17 protein-coding genes are annotated in these 19,281 nt (G+C 35.8%); 3 read left to right on the forward strand and 14 right to left on the reverse strand.

From position 1 onward, the window contains the following. Positions 1–163: 163 nt before the first annotated feature. From D0817_RS04605 to D0817_RS04625, 5 genes are all read right to left on the reverse strand, one after another. A complete protein-coding gene (locus D0817_RS04605; RefSeq protein WP_127337228.1) occupies positions 164–2,155 on the reverse strand; it encodes a DUF349 domain-containing protein in 1,992 nt (663 codons plus the stop codon). Positions 2,156–2,587: 432 nt separating this feature from the next. Beyond that, entirely contained in the window at positions 2,588–3,337 is a 750-nt protein-coding gene (locus tag D0817_RS04610) for a shikimate dehydrogenase family protein (RefSeq protein ID WP_127337229.1), read from the reverse strand. Further along, positions 3,337–4,734, reverse strand: coding sequence for a tetratricopeptide repeat protein (locus D0817_RS04615; protein ID WP_127337230.1), 1,398 nt, complete (start codon positions 4,732–4,734; stop codon positions 3,337–3,339). Before D0817_RS04615 ends, D0817_RS04610 begins: the two co-directional genes overlap by 1 nt. Positions 4,735–4,895: 161 nt before the next feature. Next, positions 4,896–6,086 (reverse strand): aspartate aminotransferase family protein, encoded by a 1,191-nt coding sequence (locus D0817_RS04620; RefSeq protein WP_127337231.1) that lies wholly within the window; start codon positions 6,084–6,086, stop codon positions 4,896–4,898. A 317-nt stretch (positions 6,087–6,403) separates the two neighbouring features. Next, a complete protein-coding gene (locus D0817_RS04625; RefSeq protein WP_167470926.1) occupies positions 6,404–8,083 on the reverse strand; it encodes an OstA-like protein in 1,680 nt (559 codons plus the stop codon). A gap of 445 nt (positions 8,084–8,528) precedes the next feature. Between D0817_RS04625 and D0817_RS04630 the strand changes: the two genes are divergently transcribed. Beyond that, on the forward strand, positions 8,529–10,397 hold the full coding sequence (locus D0817_RS04630; RefSeq protein WP_127337232.1) for an alpha-amylase family glycosyl hydrolase: 1,869 nt from the start codon (positions 8,529–8,531) through the stop codon (positions 10,395–10,397). A gap of 60 nt (positions 10,398–10,457) precedes the next feature. Here the strand turns inward: D0817_RS04630 and D0817_RS04635 are convergent, their stop codons facing one another. From D0817_RS04635 to rsfS, 7 genes are all read right to left on the reverse strand, one after another. Further along, positions 10,458–11,237 (reverse strand): superoxide dismutase, encoded by a 780-nt coding sequence (locus D0817_RS04635; RefSeq protein WP_127337233.1) that lies wholly within the window; start codon positions 11,235–11,237, stop codon positions 10,458–10,460. 8 nt (positions 11,238–11,245) lie between these two features. Then, a complete protein-coding gene (locus tag D0817_RS04640) occupies positions 11,246–11,515 on the reverse strand; it encodes an acyl-CoA-binding protein (protein WP_127337234.1) in 270 nt (89 codons plus the stop codon). Next, positions 11,516–12,169, reverse strand: coding sequence for a phosphatidylserine decarboxylase family protein (locus D0817_RS04645; RefSeq protein ID WP_127337235.1), 654 nt, complete (start codon positions 12,167–12,169; stop codon positions 11,516–11,518). Further along, positions 12,159–13,049: a phosphatidate cytidylyltransferase gene (locus D0817_RS04650; RefSeq protein WP_127337236.1), complete on the reverse strand. Its 891-nt coding sequence runs from the start codon at positions 13,047–13,049 to the stop codon at positions 12,159–12,161. Before D0817_RS04650 ends, D0817_RS04645 begins: the two co-directional genes overlap by 11 nt. Before the next feature lies 1 nt (position 13,050). Then, a complete protein-coding gene (locus tag D0817_RS04655; RefSeq protein WP_127337237.1) occupies positions 13,051–13,659 on the reverse strand; it encodes a lactate utilization protein B/C in 609 nt (202 codons plus the stop codon). Positions 13,660–13,772: 113 nt separating this feature from the next. Then, positions 13,773–15,698 carry an ATP-dependent zinc metalloprotease FtsH gene (gene ftsH / locus D0817_RS04660; RefSeq protein WP_127337238.1) on the reverse strand — a complete coding sequence of 642 codons (1,926 nt, stop codon included), beginning with the start codon at positions 15,696–15,698 and terminating at the stop codon, positions 13,773–13,775. 15 nt (positions 15,699–15,713) lie between these two features. Further along, complete coding sequence (rsfS, locus tag D0817_RS04665) at positions 15,714–16,085, reverse strand: ribosome silencing factor (RefSeq protein ID WP_007809313.1); 372 nt, start codon at positions 16,083–16,085, stop codon at positions 15,714–15,716. Between the two features lie 94 nt (positions 16,086–16,179). On the opposite strand from rsfS, the gene D0817_RS04670 reads away from it, so the two are divergent. Then, entirely contained in the window at positions 16,180–16,920 is a 741-nt protein-coding gene (locus tag D0817_RS04670) for a biotin--[acetyl-CoA-carboxylase] ligase (RefSeq protein WP_127337239.1), read from the forward strand. A 382-nt stretch (positions 16,921–17,302) separates the two neighbouring features. Here D0817_RS04670 and D0817_RS04675 read toward each other — a convergent pair whose 3' ends face one another. Beyond that, positions 17,303–17,695 (reverse strand): SRPBCC family protein, encoded by a 393-nt coding sequence (locus tag D0817_RS04675; protein WP_127337240.1) that lies wholly within the window; start codon positions 17,693–17,695, stop codon positions 17,303–17,305. A 279-nt stretch (positions 17,696–17,974) separates the two neighbouring features. Further along, complete coding sequence (gene pyrE, locus D0817_RS04680) at positions 17,975–18,625, reverse strand: orotate phosphoribosyltransferase (protein WP_127337241.1); 651 nt, start codon at positions 18,623–18,625, stop codon at positions 17,975–17,977. A 7-nt stretch (positions 18,626–18,632) separates the two neighbouring features. On the opposite strand from pyrE, the gene D0817_RS04685 reads away from it, so the two are divergent. Continuing rightward, positions 18,633–19,235 (forward strand): NUDIX hydrolase, encoded by a 603-nt coding sequence (locus tag D0817_RS04685; RefSeq protein WP_127337242.1) that lies wholly within the window; start codon positions 18,633–18,635, stop codon positions 19,233–19,235. The last annotated feature ends 46 nt before the right edge of the window (positions 19,236–19,281 follow it).

Raw genomic sequence — 19,281 nt, forward strand, 5'->3', positions numbered from 1 at the left:
TGATATTGATATAGCGTTGCGGACTTTGCGTTTTAGGATCTCGGGTGTAAATAAACCTTTGCGTTTCTTGCGGTAAAATCAACTCATTTCATAAAAAAGCTGTAATGAATATTTCACTACAGCTTTTATATTTAAATGGTTTCGAATGTCAACCGGACAATTATTATTCCTGGTTCAGGTTACGTAATTGTTTTAGTTTATCTTTCCAGACCTCAAGGCTTTCTTTGTGAATAGCAATATTTTTGCGAACTTCAAGAACGATTGAATTCTCTTTTTTTGCATTTTTAGTATTCGTAAAAAACTGAATGTTATTTTCTAATTGGAAAATTTCATTTTGAACTTCTTCAATCTTACGCATCAGGAAGATTTTTTCGTTATCCAGTTTTCGGGTGTCATTACTTTCAGATAAGGAATCGATACGGTTAGAAAAACGCATCATCTCCGTTTCTTTTTTACTCAAACTTAATTTTTCAAAAAGGGCATCCAGGATTTTATTGAATTTACCTTCAATATGACGTCTTGCAAATGGTACTTTTCCAAATCCTTTCCAGGTTTCAATATGCAATTTTATGGCATCCAAATCTGTTTTGTGGTCTCCGGTAAGCTGATAGGCTCTAAGGATATCCAGATACGCTTTTTTATGGTCAAAAGCAGCTACCTCGTCAACATTTTCTTCGGATTTGTGTTCTTTTAATTTATCAAAATAATGATTGCAGGCATCCTTAAATTCCTTCCAGATCTTATCTGAATATTTCTTTGGAACGTGGCCAATCTGTTTCCATTCATCCTGAATTTGCTTCATGATTGGAGTAGTGGCAGTAAAATCGGTACTTTCCTGTAATTCTTTGGCTTTGGCTACAAGCGCCATTTTTTTGTTTAAATTATCGTTTTGATCTTTCTTAATATCTTTGTAGAATGAATTTTTGAAAGAATTAAAATTTCTAACGGCAGTTTTAAAAGCAGCCCAGGTTTCTTCATTTACTTCAGAAGGAACTTTTCCTGCAGCAAAGAATTCATTTCGTAAAGCTTCTACTTTTTGAATCTGAACCAGCCACTGCGAATGGGAGTTTACTTTTTCAGTCCCTAAAACTTCTATTTTAGCAATAATTTCTTTTTTAAGATCAAGATTTTGCTGCTCGTTTGCGCGCTGGCTTTCAAATAAAACTTCTCTTTTATCGTGGATTTTTTTAGTCAGTTCACTAAATTTATTCCAGATGGTATCACGGTGTTCTTTTGAAACAGGGCCGATATCTTCTTTCCAGATTCGGTGTAAATCCTGTAGTTCACGGAAAGCTTTGCTAATATCCGTTTCATTTACCAATTCCTCAACGCGGGTAATGATTTTTTGCTTTTGCTCCAGGTTGTATTTGAAATCCAGATCCCTGGCTTCACGGTCCAGATGCAGATAATCATAGAAATTTTCTACATGAAAATGGTAATTATTCCAGACGTGATTGTATTTGTCTTTTGGAATGGGTCCTGCATTTTTCCATCTTTCTCTTAAATCATTAAAATGTTTAAGGGTGTCCTTAATGTTTTCCTGCGGGTTTATAAGTTCTTTTAGCTCTTCGACAATAGCAAGTCGATGGTCTAAATTTGATTTTAAATTGGTTTGTAAGTGTTTAAAATGAACGTTTCTCTTTTCTCTGAAAACATTATAGTATTCATCAAATTTAGATTTTAACGGAGAATGGTATTCAAACTCTTCATTCGGATCTTGTTTCGAAGCATTAAATTCTTCTTTTTTCTCCTCAATCAGATGGTTGTATTGTAATAAAAATGCCTTTTTGATTTCTTCGATATGATCTTTTACAGACATTGCCTTATCTAAGTGCACGAGTTCTTTCAACTCATCAACAAGTGCATCTAACGAAAAAGTATCGTAATCCTGCATAGGAATATCATGGCGCTCTTTCAGCGTTTCATCTTCACTCTCTTCCGCATTTGAATTTGTTATGGCATCCAGTGCTTCCTGATGGTCAGTTTCTGTTGCTTCAGCCGTATTTTCAGATTCAGTTTCAGTTTGTGAAACCGTGTCCTGCGCTGTTGTTTCAGTATCTGATGTTTCAGTTGCATCATCCTGTACAGAATCACTTAATTCGATTCCTGGTTTTCCGTCTGCTTCCTGCAGGTTATCATTCTTTTCTTCTAACATTTTAAATGTATAAGGTTTATTGTTTTAAACAGAGCGAAAGATAGTAAAGGTGTTTCTAAATACAAAATAAATCGTTTGTTTATACGCTATTTTGCAATGAAATTCTTATTTATTGCCCTGTTTTGCAAATATGATATTGATTTTTTTATCCTTTTTTTTGAACTTAATATAAAATTTCATTTGTCAGAATTTTTAGAAAAATCATATTTAATGATTGTTTTTAATCTTTCGATTCTGATTTTATTTAGAAATCATTTTTGAATTAGAATACTTTTTATTTCTAATTCAAATAAAAAGGACAGTACCAAAAAGCGCAGCAGTAACCGGGAGCTTTGCTTGCAGCATGTATTTCGGTAAACGCATAAAAAAGAACGAATCTTAAAATCACTAAAGATTCTAAGATTCGTAATTATATTGTGTTGTGTGGCTGTTTTATTTGTTCCAGATCTTCCAGGCTTTTTCGGCTTGGAAAATAAGCATGTCATAACCATTTTTTATAACGGCTCCCTGTGCCTTTGCGTTCTTTAGAAACTGAGTTTCTTCCGGATTGTAAATTAAATCGTAAGCAATATGCTTATTGGTAAAAAACTCATAAGGAAGATTGGGACAAGCTTCGATATTCGGACTTGTTCCTACCGGGGTACAGTTGATGATAATTTGAAAATTATCAAAAGTTGTGGCATTGATCAGGTCATAATCAATAATGTTTTCCTTAGCTTCCCTTGACACAAAAGTATAGAGAATGTCAAGTTCATCAAGGGCAAAAGCAACTCCTTTTGAGGCGCCGCCGGTTCCTAAAATAAGTGCTTTTTTATGATGTGGTTCTAAGAGCGGTTTTAATGATTTTTTGAAACCGTAATAATCCGTATTGTATCCTTTTAATTTTCCTTTTTTGGTAAATTTAATGGTATTGACAGCACCGATTAAAGTGGCTTTTTTTGAAAGTTTATCTAAAAAGGGAATGACTTGTTCTTTGTACGGAATCGTAACATTCAGGCCTTTTAAGTCGGGGTTATTTTTAACCAGTCCGGAGAAATGGTTAATTTCAGAGATGTCAAAATTTTCATAGGTGTTGCCTGCAAAAACTTCATCATTAAATTTTTCTGTAAAATATCCTTTCGAAAAAGAGTAGCTAATATTACGGCCCAGTAAGCCAAAACGTCTTTTTAAAATATCAATCATTATTCTTTTCTGTGTTTTTCAATATAATTTTTCACCATCTTTTTTGACCACACTACCGGAAACAAATCTTCGATCAGAATGTAATTGTCAAAATTTAAACGTAATCCGTTGCTTAAATGAAATTTTGCTTTTGTATTGTCCTGAATCATGAAATACAGTCCTGCCAGACGATATTCAATCTCGTTTTCCTCAGGAAAATATTCGGATGCCTGTAATAAGGTCTGAATAGCACTGTCAAATTCACCTAAAAATTGCAGGATATCTACCCAGAATAACCAGGTGTCTAATGCATAATCGCCAAATTCAACCGCTTTTCTGTATCCAAATTCGGCTTCCTCAAAGAAGTTCATTTGTTTGTTTATCGTGGCATAACGTTTCCAGTACAAACGGTTCTGATTATCGATTGCCAATGCTTTGTTGACAAAGAATAAGGCTTTTTGAAAGTTTTTCTGGCGAACGTGAAAATCAGTGATGGCAATCCATCCTTTATCCAAAAGTGGATCTTCATGTACGGTCTGATTGTAATATTGCAGGGCTTTGGCGGAATTGCCTAGTTTTTCGTAGCATTTTCCGATACGCAATAAAGCATAGGAAGTCGCATCGTCTAACTCAATGGTGCGGTTATAGCTTTCGATAGCCTTGGTGTATTTTTTAAGGCGTTCGTAAGCTTTTGCTTTTTCCATGAAAGCGCCCAGAAACTCATCGTCAATAAGGGTAGCGTAATCAAAAGCACGAATGGCATTTTCATATTCTTTTACACCGTAATGCAAGCGTCCAAGCTGGTGCCATGCAATCTCGCTGTACGGGTTTTTATTGATGTAATCGTTAAGATATAAAATAGCTTCCTGATTTTGATCTAAAAATTCAAAACAGTAAACTACATTATACAGGGCAGACTGATCTTCTAAATCTTCTTCAAGACATTTGATGAAACTGTCTTTCGCCATCTCGAGGTTATCCATGAAAAGATACTCCATTCCGATTAAGTTGTACACGTCGGCGTAATCGTCTGTATATTGCAGGGCGATTTTAAGTAATTCTACCGCTTTTTCGTGCTGATCCCTCTTGGAACAAATATTGGCTTTCTGGATGTATATTTCCTCGTTGTTCGGTTCAATTGCATACAACTCGTTCAAAAGCTTTTCAGCAATCTCGAGTTTGTCGTCGTAAACCAGCATTTCTACTTGTACTAATTTTAAGCCCGTAGATTTCGGATGTTGGTCTAATGCAAGTTTTAAGGCCTTTTTTGCTAAATTAGCCTTGCCTATATCTAAATAATGAAGAATAATTTCTTCAAATTCTTCAGAATCAAAAAAGAGTACTTTGTTAGTTTTTAACATAGACTCAAATTTGGATAAGGATAGGTTATAATCTTCTTCTTCGTTGCTTAATTGCATACTTTGTTTATTTGAAATTAGCCTGTTATAAAATTAGGCAACCATATTAGTGTTGAGAGGAACGGGAATCAATTGTTTTGAACAATTTAATTAACAATATGGACAGAATTTTAGTACTGTTTTAAGTTTTAATCTTTTGATTGTAAAAGAGATTAATTTGATTATGATTCTTTTTTCATAATTTCATCCATAACGTTTAAAATTATGGCACAACCTTCTTTTATTTCATCTTCAGAAATGGTTAATGGCGGTGTTATTCGTATGGCGCATCCTTCAAACAGCAGCCAGAATAATATAAGCCCTTTGTCCTGACAAGTTAAAATAACCTCATTGGTTATTTCGGCAGTTTCGGTCATTGCGGCAAGCATTAATCCTTTTCCTCTAACTTCCTTTATCAAAGGATGTACCAAAAGAGATCTGAACAGTTTTTCCTTCTCTACAGCTTCCTGCATCAAGTTTGTTTCAGTTAATTCCTGCAAAGTAGCTAAACAAGCTGACGCAATGACAGGATGACCTCCAAAAGTGGTGATATGCCCTAGTTTAGGATTTTCGGTTAAAAGATCCATTTTTTCCGCCGAAGCCGTAAAAGCACCCACCGGCATTCCGCCTCCCATGCCTTTTCCCATTACCACAATATCAGGAACAACATCATAATTCTGAAAGCCGAAAAGTTTTCCGGTTCTTCCAAAGCCGGGCTGAATTTCATCAACAATCATCATCGCTCCAACTTCATCGCAGCGTTGGCGCACTTTCTGAAGAAAATTATCATGAGGCTGAATAAATCCGGCACCTCCCTGGATAGTTTCCAAAAGAATAGCTGCGGTTCGGGTTGTTATTTTCTGTAAATCTTCTTCGTTGTTAAAAGTAATAAAATCTACGTCAGGAAGCAATGGCCTAAAAGCCCTTTTACGTTCCTCGAAACCCATTACGCTCATAGATCCCATCGTATTGCCATGATAGGCATTATGACAAGAAATAAGCTGACTACGGCCTGTGGTTCGCTTCGCGAGTTTAAGGGCTCCTTCGATCGCTTCTGTACCTGAATTGACCAAATAGGTTTTGTTCAGGGATTCCGGCAGGAGTGAAGCGAGTAATTTGCAATACTGAACGGCCGGACTTTGTGAATATTCACCATACACCATCACGTGCGAATATTTGTCTAACTGGTCTTTTATAGCCTGATTGACTCTCGGATGCTGGTGACCTAAGGTACAAGCGGAAACGCCTGCAACAAAGTCTAAATATTTTTTATCGCTGGTATCGTATATGTAAGAACCAATAGCATGTGAAACTTCCATTCCTAAAGGGTATGGGGAAGTCTGCGCCTGGTATTTTATAAAATCTGAATTCATTTTTTTTCTTAAGGGTCTAAGTGGCTGAGAGGCTAAGGTTCTGAGTTTTTTCAGTCTCAGTTTCAGTTTGCAGCCTCAGTCAAAACTGAAAACCGTCACTGCGACTGTCTAACTGTGACTGTCTAACTGCGACTAAATTTAACCGCAAAGATCGCAAAGTTTACGCAATGTTCGCAAATTTTGGAATCAAGTTTAGATTATTAAAATGCAAAGAGCGAGCTTTATAAACTGAAAACTGAAAACTGCGACTTTGAAACTGCGACTTTGAAACTGCGACTCTGAGACTGCGATTCTGAGACTGCGACTAAAAACCGCGACTATTTTTTAGAAGTACCTTTGGTAGTCGATGGATTAGCTGTACTTGTTTTCACAGCCGGTTTCTTTTTATCGTAATCCAATGTTTCTTTCCTGACTTTCATCGGGACGTTTTCTTTGGCGTCTTCGTCTTTTCCTTCTTTGATTAATTTGTCATTGAGTTCATTTTCTTCGGCGGTAAAGATATCATCTTTAGACTTTATCCTTTCATCACCACGCCAGACCAGACCTCTTAATTTACGTGCATTTTCGGGTAAATCGGCTTCAGGATAAATATCTCCGTCGACTTTATTGAAAAATGTAATCGTTTCTATGGCATTATTTTCTAAAATCATATTGATTTTACTGCTCACATTTTTATTGATACCGATGAGTTCATTCGTATCATTCCTCATGTAATAAATGACTTCGGTATTTTTGATCACATCGACGTCGTGTAATTTGCCTTCCCTGAATTTTCCGAATAAATTGAGGCCCTTGACCTGATTAAATCCGGTTCCGAGTGTATCCCGCGAGACGATAAAGGTGTTGTTGAGTACTTTTAAGGAATCTATTTTCCGGGTCTTGTTATCGCCGATGAGATGCATAACATCTCCGGTAATCTGACTTTCACCGTTCCATAGGATTGGATTTCCGATCAGTTTTGTCAAAGCGGTTTTCGAATTGGAATGAATCGAATCGCATTTTCCGCTCATATCTGTTTTATAAAAACGCACATTATTGAAAGCTCTCAGGATTCGTTCGCCCGTTTTTCCGGTAACCATTAGTTTTTTTCCGTGAATATAAACCGAATCATTATCTACAAAGTTCACAGCAACAGCTCTTTTGGTGACAAACATGGAATCTTTCAGTTTGAAAACTTCTGCATAATGTCCCTTTACGATTCCGCGATTTACAGAATCGGTAATTTTTACATTTCGGGTTGCCGATGCAAATTCGGTATTTCTATTGTAGAATAAGCTATCACCTTCGATGCGCCTGTCGTCGTACTTTATGTATGATTTTCGAAGTAAATGGGCCAGGTTTTTCTTGGTATCGTAAAATCCTTTTTCGGTATAAATATAATTAGCCTTGCTGGTAATCGTTGAGGGGCCAAACAAATAACTGTGTCCCGAATTGCTGTAATAATCCAGATGGTTTGATTTGATGACGTATTTTGGATTGGTAAGAACTACCTCAGTCAAAAACTGAAATTTTTTCTGGGCAACATAATAGCGGCCAGATTTACTCACTAAAGTATTGTCTTTATTAACGATTGTTCCTTTTGAATTATAAAAAACTTCCTGAACATTTCGGTCAAAATTGATCGTGTCGGTTTGCAAAGTGGCATCCGGCGAAGTCATAACTGCATCTCCTGTAGCAAACGCTTTCTTCATATTACCATTATACTCGGCGTATTTGCTGTTGAGATATAAAGTATCTCCCTGAACTAATTGTACGTTTCCAAAGGCTTTTAAATAATTCTCTTTTTGAAAAAAATAGGCTTTGTTGCAGGTAAGCACTACACCATCATGATTGATTTTTACATTGCCAGCCAGTAAAAGAGCATCGGGCACTGCGACTTGGTCTACAAACGAATTGTCTGCATTCTCAATAATGATTTTTTTGGGTGCTTGTGCCAATATGCTTTGAACACTTAACAGCAGCAAACAATAAGATATGAAAAAGAGTAATTTCTTCAATGGATTAATTTTTTGTCAAATTTATGAAAAAGGTTACAACCTTTATTGATATTAGGATTAAATTATAATTTTTAGGTACAGAGGTTCAAAGTGGCAAAGGCTCAAAGTGACAAAGGTTTAAGGGCATTAGGGATCTGGCAGAGACAGACAGCAGTGCGTCTACGATAAAAATGATCAGTAAAACCTTTGAACCTTTGCACCTCCGCATCTTTGAACCTTATTTTTAAGTTACCAACAAAACATAAAACTATTTCGTTGTAGTTTTGCTTTTTGCAGTAAAATGAGAATCAATTTCCTTTGAGTTTTAAAAATTAGTTTAAATTTAAAAAATCGTTTCTATGGATTGATGAAGTAAGCTGATAAAAACAGTTTTCAATTTGTTAAGGTTGTAATTTTGGTTTTAACTATTGGATTTTCTTTTCTATGAAACAGTTTAAAAATAAGTATGAAAAATAATAGAATTTGGGTTGCAGGAATAGCTGTAGCGATGCTGTTTACGGCATGTAAAACAAAAGATTTGAAAATGAATGCAGCTAAGGAAGAAGTTCTTACCGATAAGAAAATTGTCGTGTATCAGGTTTTTACACGTTTATTCGGAAATAAAAATACAACCAACAAACCATGGGGAACAATTGAAGAAAATGGTGTTGGAAAATTTAATGATTTTACAGACAAAGCACTGCATGAAATTAAGGATTTAGGCGTTACGTATATCTGGTATACAGGTGTTCCGCATCATGCTTTGGTTCGGGATTATACCGCTTACGGAATTTCAAACGATGATCCCGAAGTAGTAAAAGGCAGGGCGGGTTCTCCTTATGCCGTAAAAGATTACTATAATGTAAATCCTGATCTGGCGGTAAATCCAGCCAATCGCCTGCAGGAATTTGAAGATTTGATTGCGCGCACCCACAAAGCCGGCCTGAAAGTAATTATTGATATTGTACCCAATCATATTGCGCGTAAATACGAAGGAAAAAGTAATCCGGAAGGAGTTCAGGATTTTGGTGCTGATGATGATGTGAGTGTAGAATACAGCAGAAATAATAATTTCTATTATATTCCGAATGAACATTTTCAGATTCCAGACGGAGACCTTCCGTTAAATGGAGAAAAAAATCCTCTTGTCGATGGCACTTTCGATGAAAATCCTGCAAAATGGACCGGAAACGGATCTCGTAAAGTAAAACCGGATCAGAATGACTGGTACGAAACGGTTAAAGTAAATTACGGAATCCGCCCGGATGGTTCAAAAGATTTTCCGGAGCTTCCTGCTGGTTTTGACCAAAAATCCTCTGCCGAACATTTTGCTTTCTGGCAGGATAAAGACGTACCGGATTCCTGGAAAAAATTTAAAGCAATCGCTTTGTACTGGACAGCAAAAGGAGTCGATGGCTTTCGTTATGATATGGCCGAAATGGTTCCGTATGAATTCTGGAGTTACATGAATTCAGCTATCAAAATGAAAAACCCGAATGCATTTTTACTGGCTGAAGTGTATAATCCGAATGAATACCGCAATTATATCCGTTTGGGAAAAATGGATTATTTGTATGATAAAGTAGAAACTTACGATAAACTGAAAGATATCATTCGTGGAAAATCTTCAACGGATGGTTTGTCTGAAATTCAAACGAGAATGCAGGATATCGAACATCATATGCTCCATTTTCTGGATAATCATGATGAGCAGCGTCTGGCCAGTCCTGAGTTTGCTGGAACTCCGGAAAGAGGAAAACCGCTAATGGTAGTTTCTACAACAATCAGTACGTCGCCAACAATGGTTTATTTTGGACAGGAAGTAGGAGAGCCCGGGAATGAAAATGCAGGTTTTGGAACACATTCGAGAACTTCAATTTTTGATTATATAGGTGTTCCGAATCATCAGCGCTGGATGAACGATGGGAAATTTGACGGAGGTCAACTTTCTGAATCAGAAAAAGATCTTCGTGATTTTTACAAACGATTGCTGAATTTCTCGATTAAAAGTTCTGCTTTGATGGGGAGTTTTCAGGAAGTTCAATCGGGAAACCGTAACAATGAAGGGTATAATGACTTAATTTATTCATATGTTCGCTGGTCGGACAAACAAAAACTAGTTGTTGTAGCCAATTTTTCTTCGGAGAAAACAAGTGAATTTGAATTGAAAATTCCTGCTGATATTATTTCAAAATGGAAATTAAAAGACGGTTCTTATGTACTCTTGGATCAGTTGTATGTAAAGAATAAAACGTATTTTACAGTAAAGAATGGAGAAGGAGTGGCAAGGGTTAAAATCGGCCCGTCAGAATCTTTTATTTATGAAGTAGAATAAAAATACTTTTCGATTAAAAATAAAAAAGCCGATACGTTATCGTATCAGCTTTTTTTATGATTATACTTTCTTGACTTTCTTTAAGGCTTCGACGTAATTTTCGTTTACCTTTTCCCAGTTGATATGTTCGTAAAAAGCATCGATATAGCTTCCTTTTCTGTTTTGGTAATCCAGATAATAAGCATGCTCCCAAAGGTCAATACCCATAATTGGTGTTCCCGGAACCAAAGCATTTTTCATTAAAGGATTATCCTGATTGTCTGTGGTCGTTACCTGCAGTTTGCCTAATTTATCGACAACCAGCCAGACCCAGCCCGAACCAAATTGTTTTGTAGCCTGTCCTTTAAACTGATTGGTAAGATTACTGAAAGAACCAAATTCCTTATCGATTGCGCTGGAAAGGGTATCCTTAGGAGTTTGTTGTTTTGGTGTCAGAATATCAAAATAAAGCGTGTGGTTGTAATATCCACCCGCATTCTGACGAAGTTTAGCATTATTAAGATCTAATTTTTTAAGAATATCTTCAATAGACATATTCTCAAATTCAGTAGAAACAATTTCCTTGTTTAAGGTATTGGTATACGTTAAATAATGTTTTGAATAATGTGTTTCTAAAGTAAGGGATCGTATGCCGGGAGCTAATCCGTCATAAGGAAAAGCCAGTTTTGTAAGCGCAAAAGATCCCGGATCTGCCTTTACTTCATCGGGAGCCCCAATAGTTATTTTTTCCTCTTTTGTTGGTAAAGGCACTTCTACAACTTCGGTTAGCTTATTGTCATTACAAGAAAATAATGCTAAGAATGAAGTTAAAATACTGAAACGAACAATGTTTTTCTTCATAATGGGAATTATTTTGCTGTTAGTGAATTTATGATTTCGATATAGTGTTCTTTTGCTTCGTCAACGGATATATGGCTTATCTGCATCCAGGCATTTGTTTTGAATGCATCACGTAAATCAAAATTTTCAGACTGATTGTACACGGCAGTGCCAAAAGTAGCCTGTTTGTAATAAGCATACAGTCTTAACTGCACATCTTGCGGTAACGAAGCCTGCGTCATTTGTAAGGCAGTTTCTACAGCCTCTGAGAAACGAGTATCTAAATCTTTGATCGTCATTTAAGCTTTTGTAGCAATAATGGTTTTTCCTCCAATTGCTTTTTGGTTTAATTGTACATTAATTGGTGTACCTAAAGGTAGAAATAAATCTACTCTTGAACCAAATTTAATGAAACCTGCATCTGTTCCCTGAACCACCTGCATTCCTTCTTCTGCATAATTTACAATTCGGCGTGCCAAAGCACCTGCAATTTGTCTGTAAAGGATTTGTCCGAAAGTTTCGTTTTCGATAACAACAGTTGTTCTTTCGTTTTCCTCACTTGCTTTTGGGTGCCACGCAACCAAAAATTTACCAGGGTGGTATTTGCTGAATTTGATAACACCATCCATAGCATAACGCGTTACGTGCACATTTATTGGAGACATAAAAATAGAAACCTGTAAACGTTTATCTTTAAAGTATTCGCCTTCGTAAACTTCTTCAATTACAACTACTTTTCCATCAACCGGAGCCAGGATATGATTGTCCTCTCTGATCGCAATTCTTTTTGGGTTTCTGAAAAACTGTAAAATAATAATCAAAATCAAAACACCTGCGATCTGAACAAGCATTTTCAACCAGCTGATATCAATAAAACGATCAGCGATCAAAAGTACGGCTACGGCAAAAACAGTACCTAATAAAATGGACGGGGCTCCTTCTTTATGAAACATAATATAAAATTTGGTAAAATAAATATATAATTGGTGCTACAAATATAACACTATCTAATCGATCTAAGATGCCTCCGTGTCCGGGCATTATCGAACCGCTGTCTTTTACACCGGCAATTCTTTTGAATTTTGATTCGATCAAATCACCGATCGTTCCAAAAATGCTTACAATTAACGCAATTATGGTCCATATCAGGATAGACTTGCTGCTAAAGGCAGGATTGGGCTGGATGTAAAATTTTGAAATCAAAAAGCCTGCAAAAGCAGCAAAAACAGCACCACCTAAGAAACCTTCTATGGTTTTTTTAGGAGAAACGCGTTCGAATAATTTATGTTTACCTATTGATTTGCCTACCAGATAAGCAAAAGTGTCATTAGTCCAGATCAGAATAAATAATCCAATGATAATTTTTGGATTATAATTGTTCGTACCGAAAGAAATTTTTACAATAAAAACAAAGGGCAATGTAATGTAGCCTAATAGATATAAATACTTAGAGGAAATACTTATTTTCTGAACTGAGTCATAAAACAGGAATAAAATACATTTAATGGCTACAACTATAGTAACGGCAAGTAATATCAGGTCTAACTGCTGAATATTTATCTCGAAATCAAAGTTTTCCTGAAACAGGCTATTAAGGAAGAGTGTACTTTCTTTATTATAATGGCTTGCCAATACGATAAGCGAATACAATAAGGTTCCGAACAGAATCGAAAAGATTTTATTAAGAGTTACCAGATTAGAAAACTCATAAATAGTAATAACGAGAAATATACCAAAAAGGATAATAAAGCTTTCGGTAGAAAACAAGATCGATGTTAGTAACAAAGCGATATAAACAGCACCAGAAATGGTTCTCTTGAGTGTTTCGTTCATCTTAAAGATCTTCTAAAAGCAATAAGTACAGATTTTTGGCAACACTTCCGTATTGTGTAAAATCTTCTTCTTTTGCTTTTTCGAAATATTTTATTGTGGTAATATTGGTAGGATAGTCTCTTTCGTATTTGCGTTTAATAGCACTCAGTCCATCACTTTTTATAGCAAGAATCTGGCTGGTGGTCGCTATTATAACAATATTGGGAGGTAATTCGTTTGGTTTGTCCTGTCTGATTTGTTTGGATGAAAACAAGATAGAGCCTTCGTCGGCAATAAGGTTTTCGCAAGAGGCAAGAAGGAATTTAGGATTTCTTGGCGAAATATAAATTAATTTATTTTCTTCCAGTAAGCTAAACAGCCCCGGTTCATAGCATAAAACTTCATTCTCGAACCAGTCGTTTTCTTCTAAAATATTTTCAAATTGTTCGGCTACTTCCTGTTTGTTTTCACAATACAAAAATTTACCTCCGTTTTTCTTAAAATTAAAAATGAATCTTTCGTCAATAGATAAATGACTATCAGGAGTTGTTGGATTCCCTCCATATTCGCTTTCAGTTTCTTCATCAGAAGCGGCATCGCTCGAACCAAATATTTTTTTGAAAAAATTCATTTTATATGAAATACTTTACATGTTAATTGAAAACGTTCAAAGATAAAAAAATCTTAATTCAAAAGGCTATTTTGAATTAAGATTTTAAAAAATATTAAATATTTCCGAATAATTTAAGAAACTACTTCTTCCAGATTTTTGTCAAAAGTACGTTTTCCGAAAATTGTTTCTAAGTCATCTTTAAAAATAACTTCTTTCTCAATTAAGATATCGGCAAGCTGATTTAGTTTGTCTTTGTTTTCTTCTAAAATCTGAATCGCTCTTTGGTATTGACCTTCAATTAATTCTGAAATTTCTTTGTCAATCACTTTTGCGGTTTCATCAGAATAAGGTTTTGAGAAATTGTATTCGCTTTGACCGGTTGAATCGTAATAGGTAACATTTCCTATTTTATCATTCAGACCATAAATCGTTACCATTGCACGAGCCTGACGGGTTACTTTTTCTAAATCGCTTAATGCTCCGGTAGAAATTCTGTCAAAAGTTACTTTTTCAGCAGCTCTTCCGCCCATAGTAGCACACATTTCGTCTAACATTTGATCTGTTCTTACGATTTGTCTTTCTTCCGGAAGGTACCATGCAGCTCCTAAACTTTGTCCACGAGGAACGATCGTTACTTTAATAAGCGGTGCAGCATGCTCTAACATCCAGCTTACGGTTGCGTGACCTGCTTCGTGAATAGCGATGGCTCTTTTCTCTTCAGGAGTAATGATTTTGTTTTTCTTTTCAAGACCCCCAATAATTCTGTCTACAGCATCAAGGAAATCCTGTCTGTCTACAGCCGTTTTGTTATAACGTGCAGCAATCAAAGCAGCTTCATTACAAACGTTTGCAATATCGGCACCGGAGAATCCCGGAGTTTGTTTGGCTAAGAAATCAAGATCAAGACCTTCTACTTTTTTGATAGGCGCTAAGTGTACTTTAAAGATTTCAGCTCTTTCGCGAATGTCCGGTAAGTCAACAAAAATTTGTCTGTCAAAACGACCGGCACGCATTAAGGCTTTATCAAGGACATCAGCTCTGTTTGTAGCAGCCAGAACGATTACATTAGAGTTTGTACCAAAACCGTCCATTTCTGTCAATAACTGGTTCAGTGTATTTTCTCTTTCGTCGTTTCCGCCTGACATATTGCTTTTTCCTCTTGCTCTACCAACAGCATCAATTTCATCGATGAAGATAATAGCAGGAGATTTTTCTTTTGCCTGTTTGAATAAGTCACGTACACGTGAAGCACCCACACCCACAAACATTTCTACGAAATCAGAACCTGATAAAGAGAAGAAGGGAACCTGAGCTTCGCCTGCAACAGCTTTGGCTAATAAGGTTTTACCCGTTCCCGGAGGTCCTACCAGTAAGGCTCCTTTTGGAATTTTACCTCCCAGGTTGGTGTATTTTTCCGGATTTTTCAGGAATTCAACGATTTCCTGTATTTCTTCTTTTGCACCTTCTAAACCGGCAACATCCTTAAATGTTGTTTTGATATCTGTTTTCTCATCAAATAATTTTGCTTTAGATTTTCCGATGTTGAAAATTTGTCCGCCACCGCCACCGGCTCCGCCTGACATTTTACGCATAATGAAAATCCATACACCAATAATGATGATGATAGGAAGCAGACTGATCAGAATATCGCTCCAGTTGTTTTTCTGTAAAAAATTAAAATCTTTCAGTTTGCCTTCGCCCACTGCTTTTTCTAATTTCGTTTGAAAAATCTGGTCGTTACCAATTTCCAAAGTATAGTGAGGACCTTTGTTAGGTCTTTCAAAAATATCTTTTGATACTTTTTTATTTGCTGCATCTTTTAGGGCTGCAGCTGTCAGATATACTTCAGCTTCTGCTTTATTGTATACGATCACTTTTTCAATTTGTCCTTTTTCTAATAATACATTGAATTTAGAAGAAGTCAATTGAGCAGGTTCGCTTAAGTTAGATCCACCGGTTGCAAAACTTATAAATAAAAAAACTAGAAGTATTGCAGTATATATTAACCAGGGACTTATTTTAAATTTACTCGGGTTTGGATTATTATCTTTAGCCATTAGAAAAAATTTTCTTTAGTATTTGTTTTCGATTGTAGTTATTTTGGCGTCACCCCAAAGGCTTTCGATATTATAGTATTCACGAATGTGTTTCTGGAAAACATGTACTACGATATGCACATAATCCATCAGGACCCATTCTGCATTATCGGTTCCTTCTACGTGCCAAGGTTTGTCTTTTAAGTCTTTGGATACTGTTTTTTGAATTGAGTTTACAATGGCATTAACCTGAGTATTTGAACTTCCGTTACAAATTACAAAATAGTCACAAACAGCCGTGTCTATTTCTCTTAAGTCAAGAATATCTATATCATTTCCTTTTACTTCTTCAATCCCTTTGATTATGTTCGCCAATAGAACATCATTATTAATAGTCTTTTTCGCCATGAATTATTTTATATGATTTTGTAAAGTTACCAATTTTTGTGATTAATTTTGAACCTTAACAAAATATTAAATTAAGTATAAATAAATTATTTGAATGAAACTAATCAAACTCGATGCCATAGATTCTACAAACGATTTTCTAAAGGCGTTGGCCAGTCAGGAAGAGCTTGATAATTTTACGGTGGTAACAGCTGAAAATCAGACAAAAGGCAAGGGGCAGATGGGAGCCAAATGGAAGTCTGAATCCGGTAAAAACTTAATTATGAGTGTCTTGGTGAAGGATTTTTTGTTTGATAATGAGCAGGTTTTTAATTTAAGCATAATAGTTTCATTAGCGGTTATCGAGACGCTAAAATCGCTGGATATTTCGAATTTAAGTATAAAATGGCCAAACGACATTATGTCATACAACAAAAAGATTGGTGGCATACTAATCGAAAATACCCTCAAAAGTGATGGCAGGATCGTGTCAGTTGTCGGATTAGGCCTCAATGTGAATCAGACGAATTTTGATGAACTCCCCAACGCGTCGTCTTTGGCAGTGCTTTCAGGAAAAACATTTGATAAGGATATTTTACCCTTTTTAATTACGGAAAGGATCGAGCAAAAAATACAATCCTGGCAGACGAATTCAGCAGTTTTTTGGGATGAATATTTTAATTCGCTGTTTAGAAAAGGGGTTCCAATGCCTTTTAAAAATCTACATCCCGAAACTTCGGGACAAAACTTCATGGGAATCATTCAGGGCGTTTCCCCTGTTGGAAAAATCAGGATCTTGCTTGAAGATGATTCGGTTTCTGAATTTGATATTAAGGAAGTTCAGATGCTTTATTAAAGGTTCTGAGGGACTAAGGTTCTGAGCTGCTAAGGTTTTAGGATCTAAGTTGCAAAGGTACAGAGGTTAAAAATCTGTGTTAATCTGTTTAATCCGTAAAATCTGTGTCCTGTTGCCATTGATTCAAATCAAATCTCTACTAGTTTCACAGCTTTTGGAGCTATTTTTCTGTTCCAGTAGATGATGATAAAGTGTTCCGAGAATAGAAGGTGTCATCCACGCGATTAACCTGAAATCTGAAACTTGAAACTTGAAACGTCAAACCTGAAACCTGAAACCTGGAATTTGGAATTTTTCAAACTTGGAATTTAAACCTGAACCTGAAACAAAAAAAAAGCCCGATCGTAAAATCGGACTTTAAATTTTAAGCATATTAAATAACTTAAAGCTTCGTCATATTGTTTGCCAGAGTTTCGATAAACTTGCTGATAGGGCCTTTGATCATCATGGCCATCATAGCATTGAATTCTCCTTCAAATTGCAATTGTACGGCACTTTCGGTAGCAGAAATACTATCAATGTTAGAAACCAGTGTAAACGGAAGTTTATCGCTTGCAGCACCCAGAACAATTTTGTTTGGAGCTACTTTTTCTTTCATTTTAAGTTTTATTTCCGGCATCCCTTTCAATCCAAAAATAAAAGCATCTTCGCCTGTTACTTCAAATTTAGCAATATTATCCGGCATCAATTTTTCGAAATTCTTAACATCAGTCAACAAATCAAATAAATCCTGTGCTGATTTCTGAACAGTAACTTTTGGACTTTCTAAGTTCATATTTTTCTTTTTTTATAATTTTTTGTACCGCAAAGGGCGCAAGGTTTTTTTATTGTAAAACGTTAGTAAACGCTATGTTCGCAAAGTTAGATCTAAATTAAATCACAATTTACAAAAAAGAGCGAAGCGATTTTTTGTATAAAATCTAAAATCTAAAATCTAAAATCTAAAATCTAAAATCTAAAATCTAAAATCTAAAATCTAAAATCTAAAATCTAAAATCTAAAATCTAAAATCTAAAATCTAAAATCTAAAAATCTAAAAATCTAAAATCTAAAATTACTCCTCTTCCTGTCCCCAGGTCGACGGACTTCCGTTCCATTCCTGTAAGGTCGATTGCTGGTCTTCGGTAATGTATTGTTTCTGAACCGCTAAATCCAAAAGGTTCTCGTAATTGCTTAAGGTAAACAGGTCAATATTGACCTTTTTGAAGTTCTCTTCTGCCACATTAAAACCGTACGTAAAAATCGCTGCCATTCCTTTAATGTTAGCTCCTTCATTGCGTAAAGCTTCCACAGCCATCAGACTGCTGTTTCCGGTGCTGATTAAATCTTCAACCACAACAACATTCTGGCCTTTTTGCAAAAAGCCTTCCACCTGATTTTGTCTTCCGTGTTTTTTGGCTTCAGGGCGTACATAAACAAAAGGCAATCCAAGGCTCTCGGCCACCAAAATACCAATTCCTATCGCTCCGGTTGCAACACCGGCAATCACATCCGGTTTCCCAAATTGTTTTTCAATATTCTTTGCAAACTCATCACGAACATAATTTCTGATCGTTGGAAATGAAAGAATTAACCTATTATCGCAATAAATAGGAGATTTCCAGCCAGAAGCCCATGTAAAAGGATTTTCTGGATTCAATTTAATTGCATTTATTTGCAAAAGCAATTCGGCTGTTTTTTCGGCAGTATCTTTATTAAAAATCATAGTACAAATGTATAAAGTTTTTGTGAACGACAAACCACTTTTTTTGACAAATGAAATCTCCAGAGAGACTAATTTTCAATTATTCCTGTTAGAGAGTATTGATATTGAGCAGCTTATAGTGAAAATATTTCAAAATAAAATTCAAAAAGCATATCTCTACCATCCTGATGAAAAGGAAATAATGAAAACGCTCAAGGCTAAAATTCCTGTAGCCAAAGCCGGAGGAGGATTGGTTTACAATAAAAAAGGCGAGGTTTTATTTATTTTCAGAAACGGAAAATGGGATTTACCGAAGGGTGGAATCGAAAAAGGCGAAGAAATTGAAGACACCGCCATGCGCGAAGTAGAAGAGGAGACCGGTGTTGGAAAATTAAGTATTACCGATAAACTTCAAAAAACCTATCACGTTTTTAAACGTAACGGAAAATACAAACTCAAAATAACGCACTGGTTCGAAATGACGTCAAATTTTGAAGGAACTCCGCAAGGCCAGATCGAAGAAGGCATCGAAAAAGTGGCCTGGCTCAACCCGGAGCAAATCAAAGAAGCGCTTAAAAATTCTTATGAGAATATTAAATTATTATTTGCAGAAGAAAATCAATATCAATAAAAAAATCGCAATAGTACATTGCGATTTAGATCCATTTTCAGAACAT

Source organism: Flavobacterium cupreum (genome assembly GCF_003996965.1).
Taxonomy (GTDB): Bacteria; Bacteroidota; Bacteroidia; order Flavobacteriales; family Flavobacteriaceae; genus Flavobacterium; species Flavobacterium cupreum.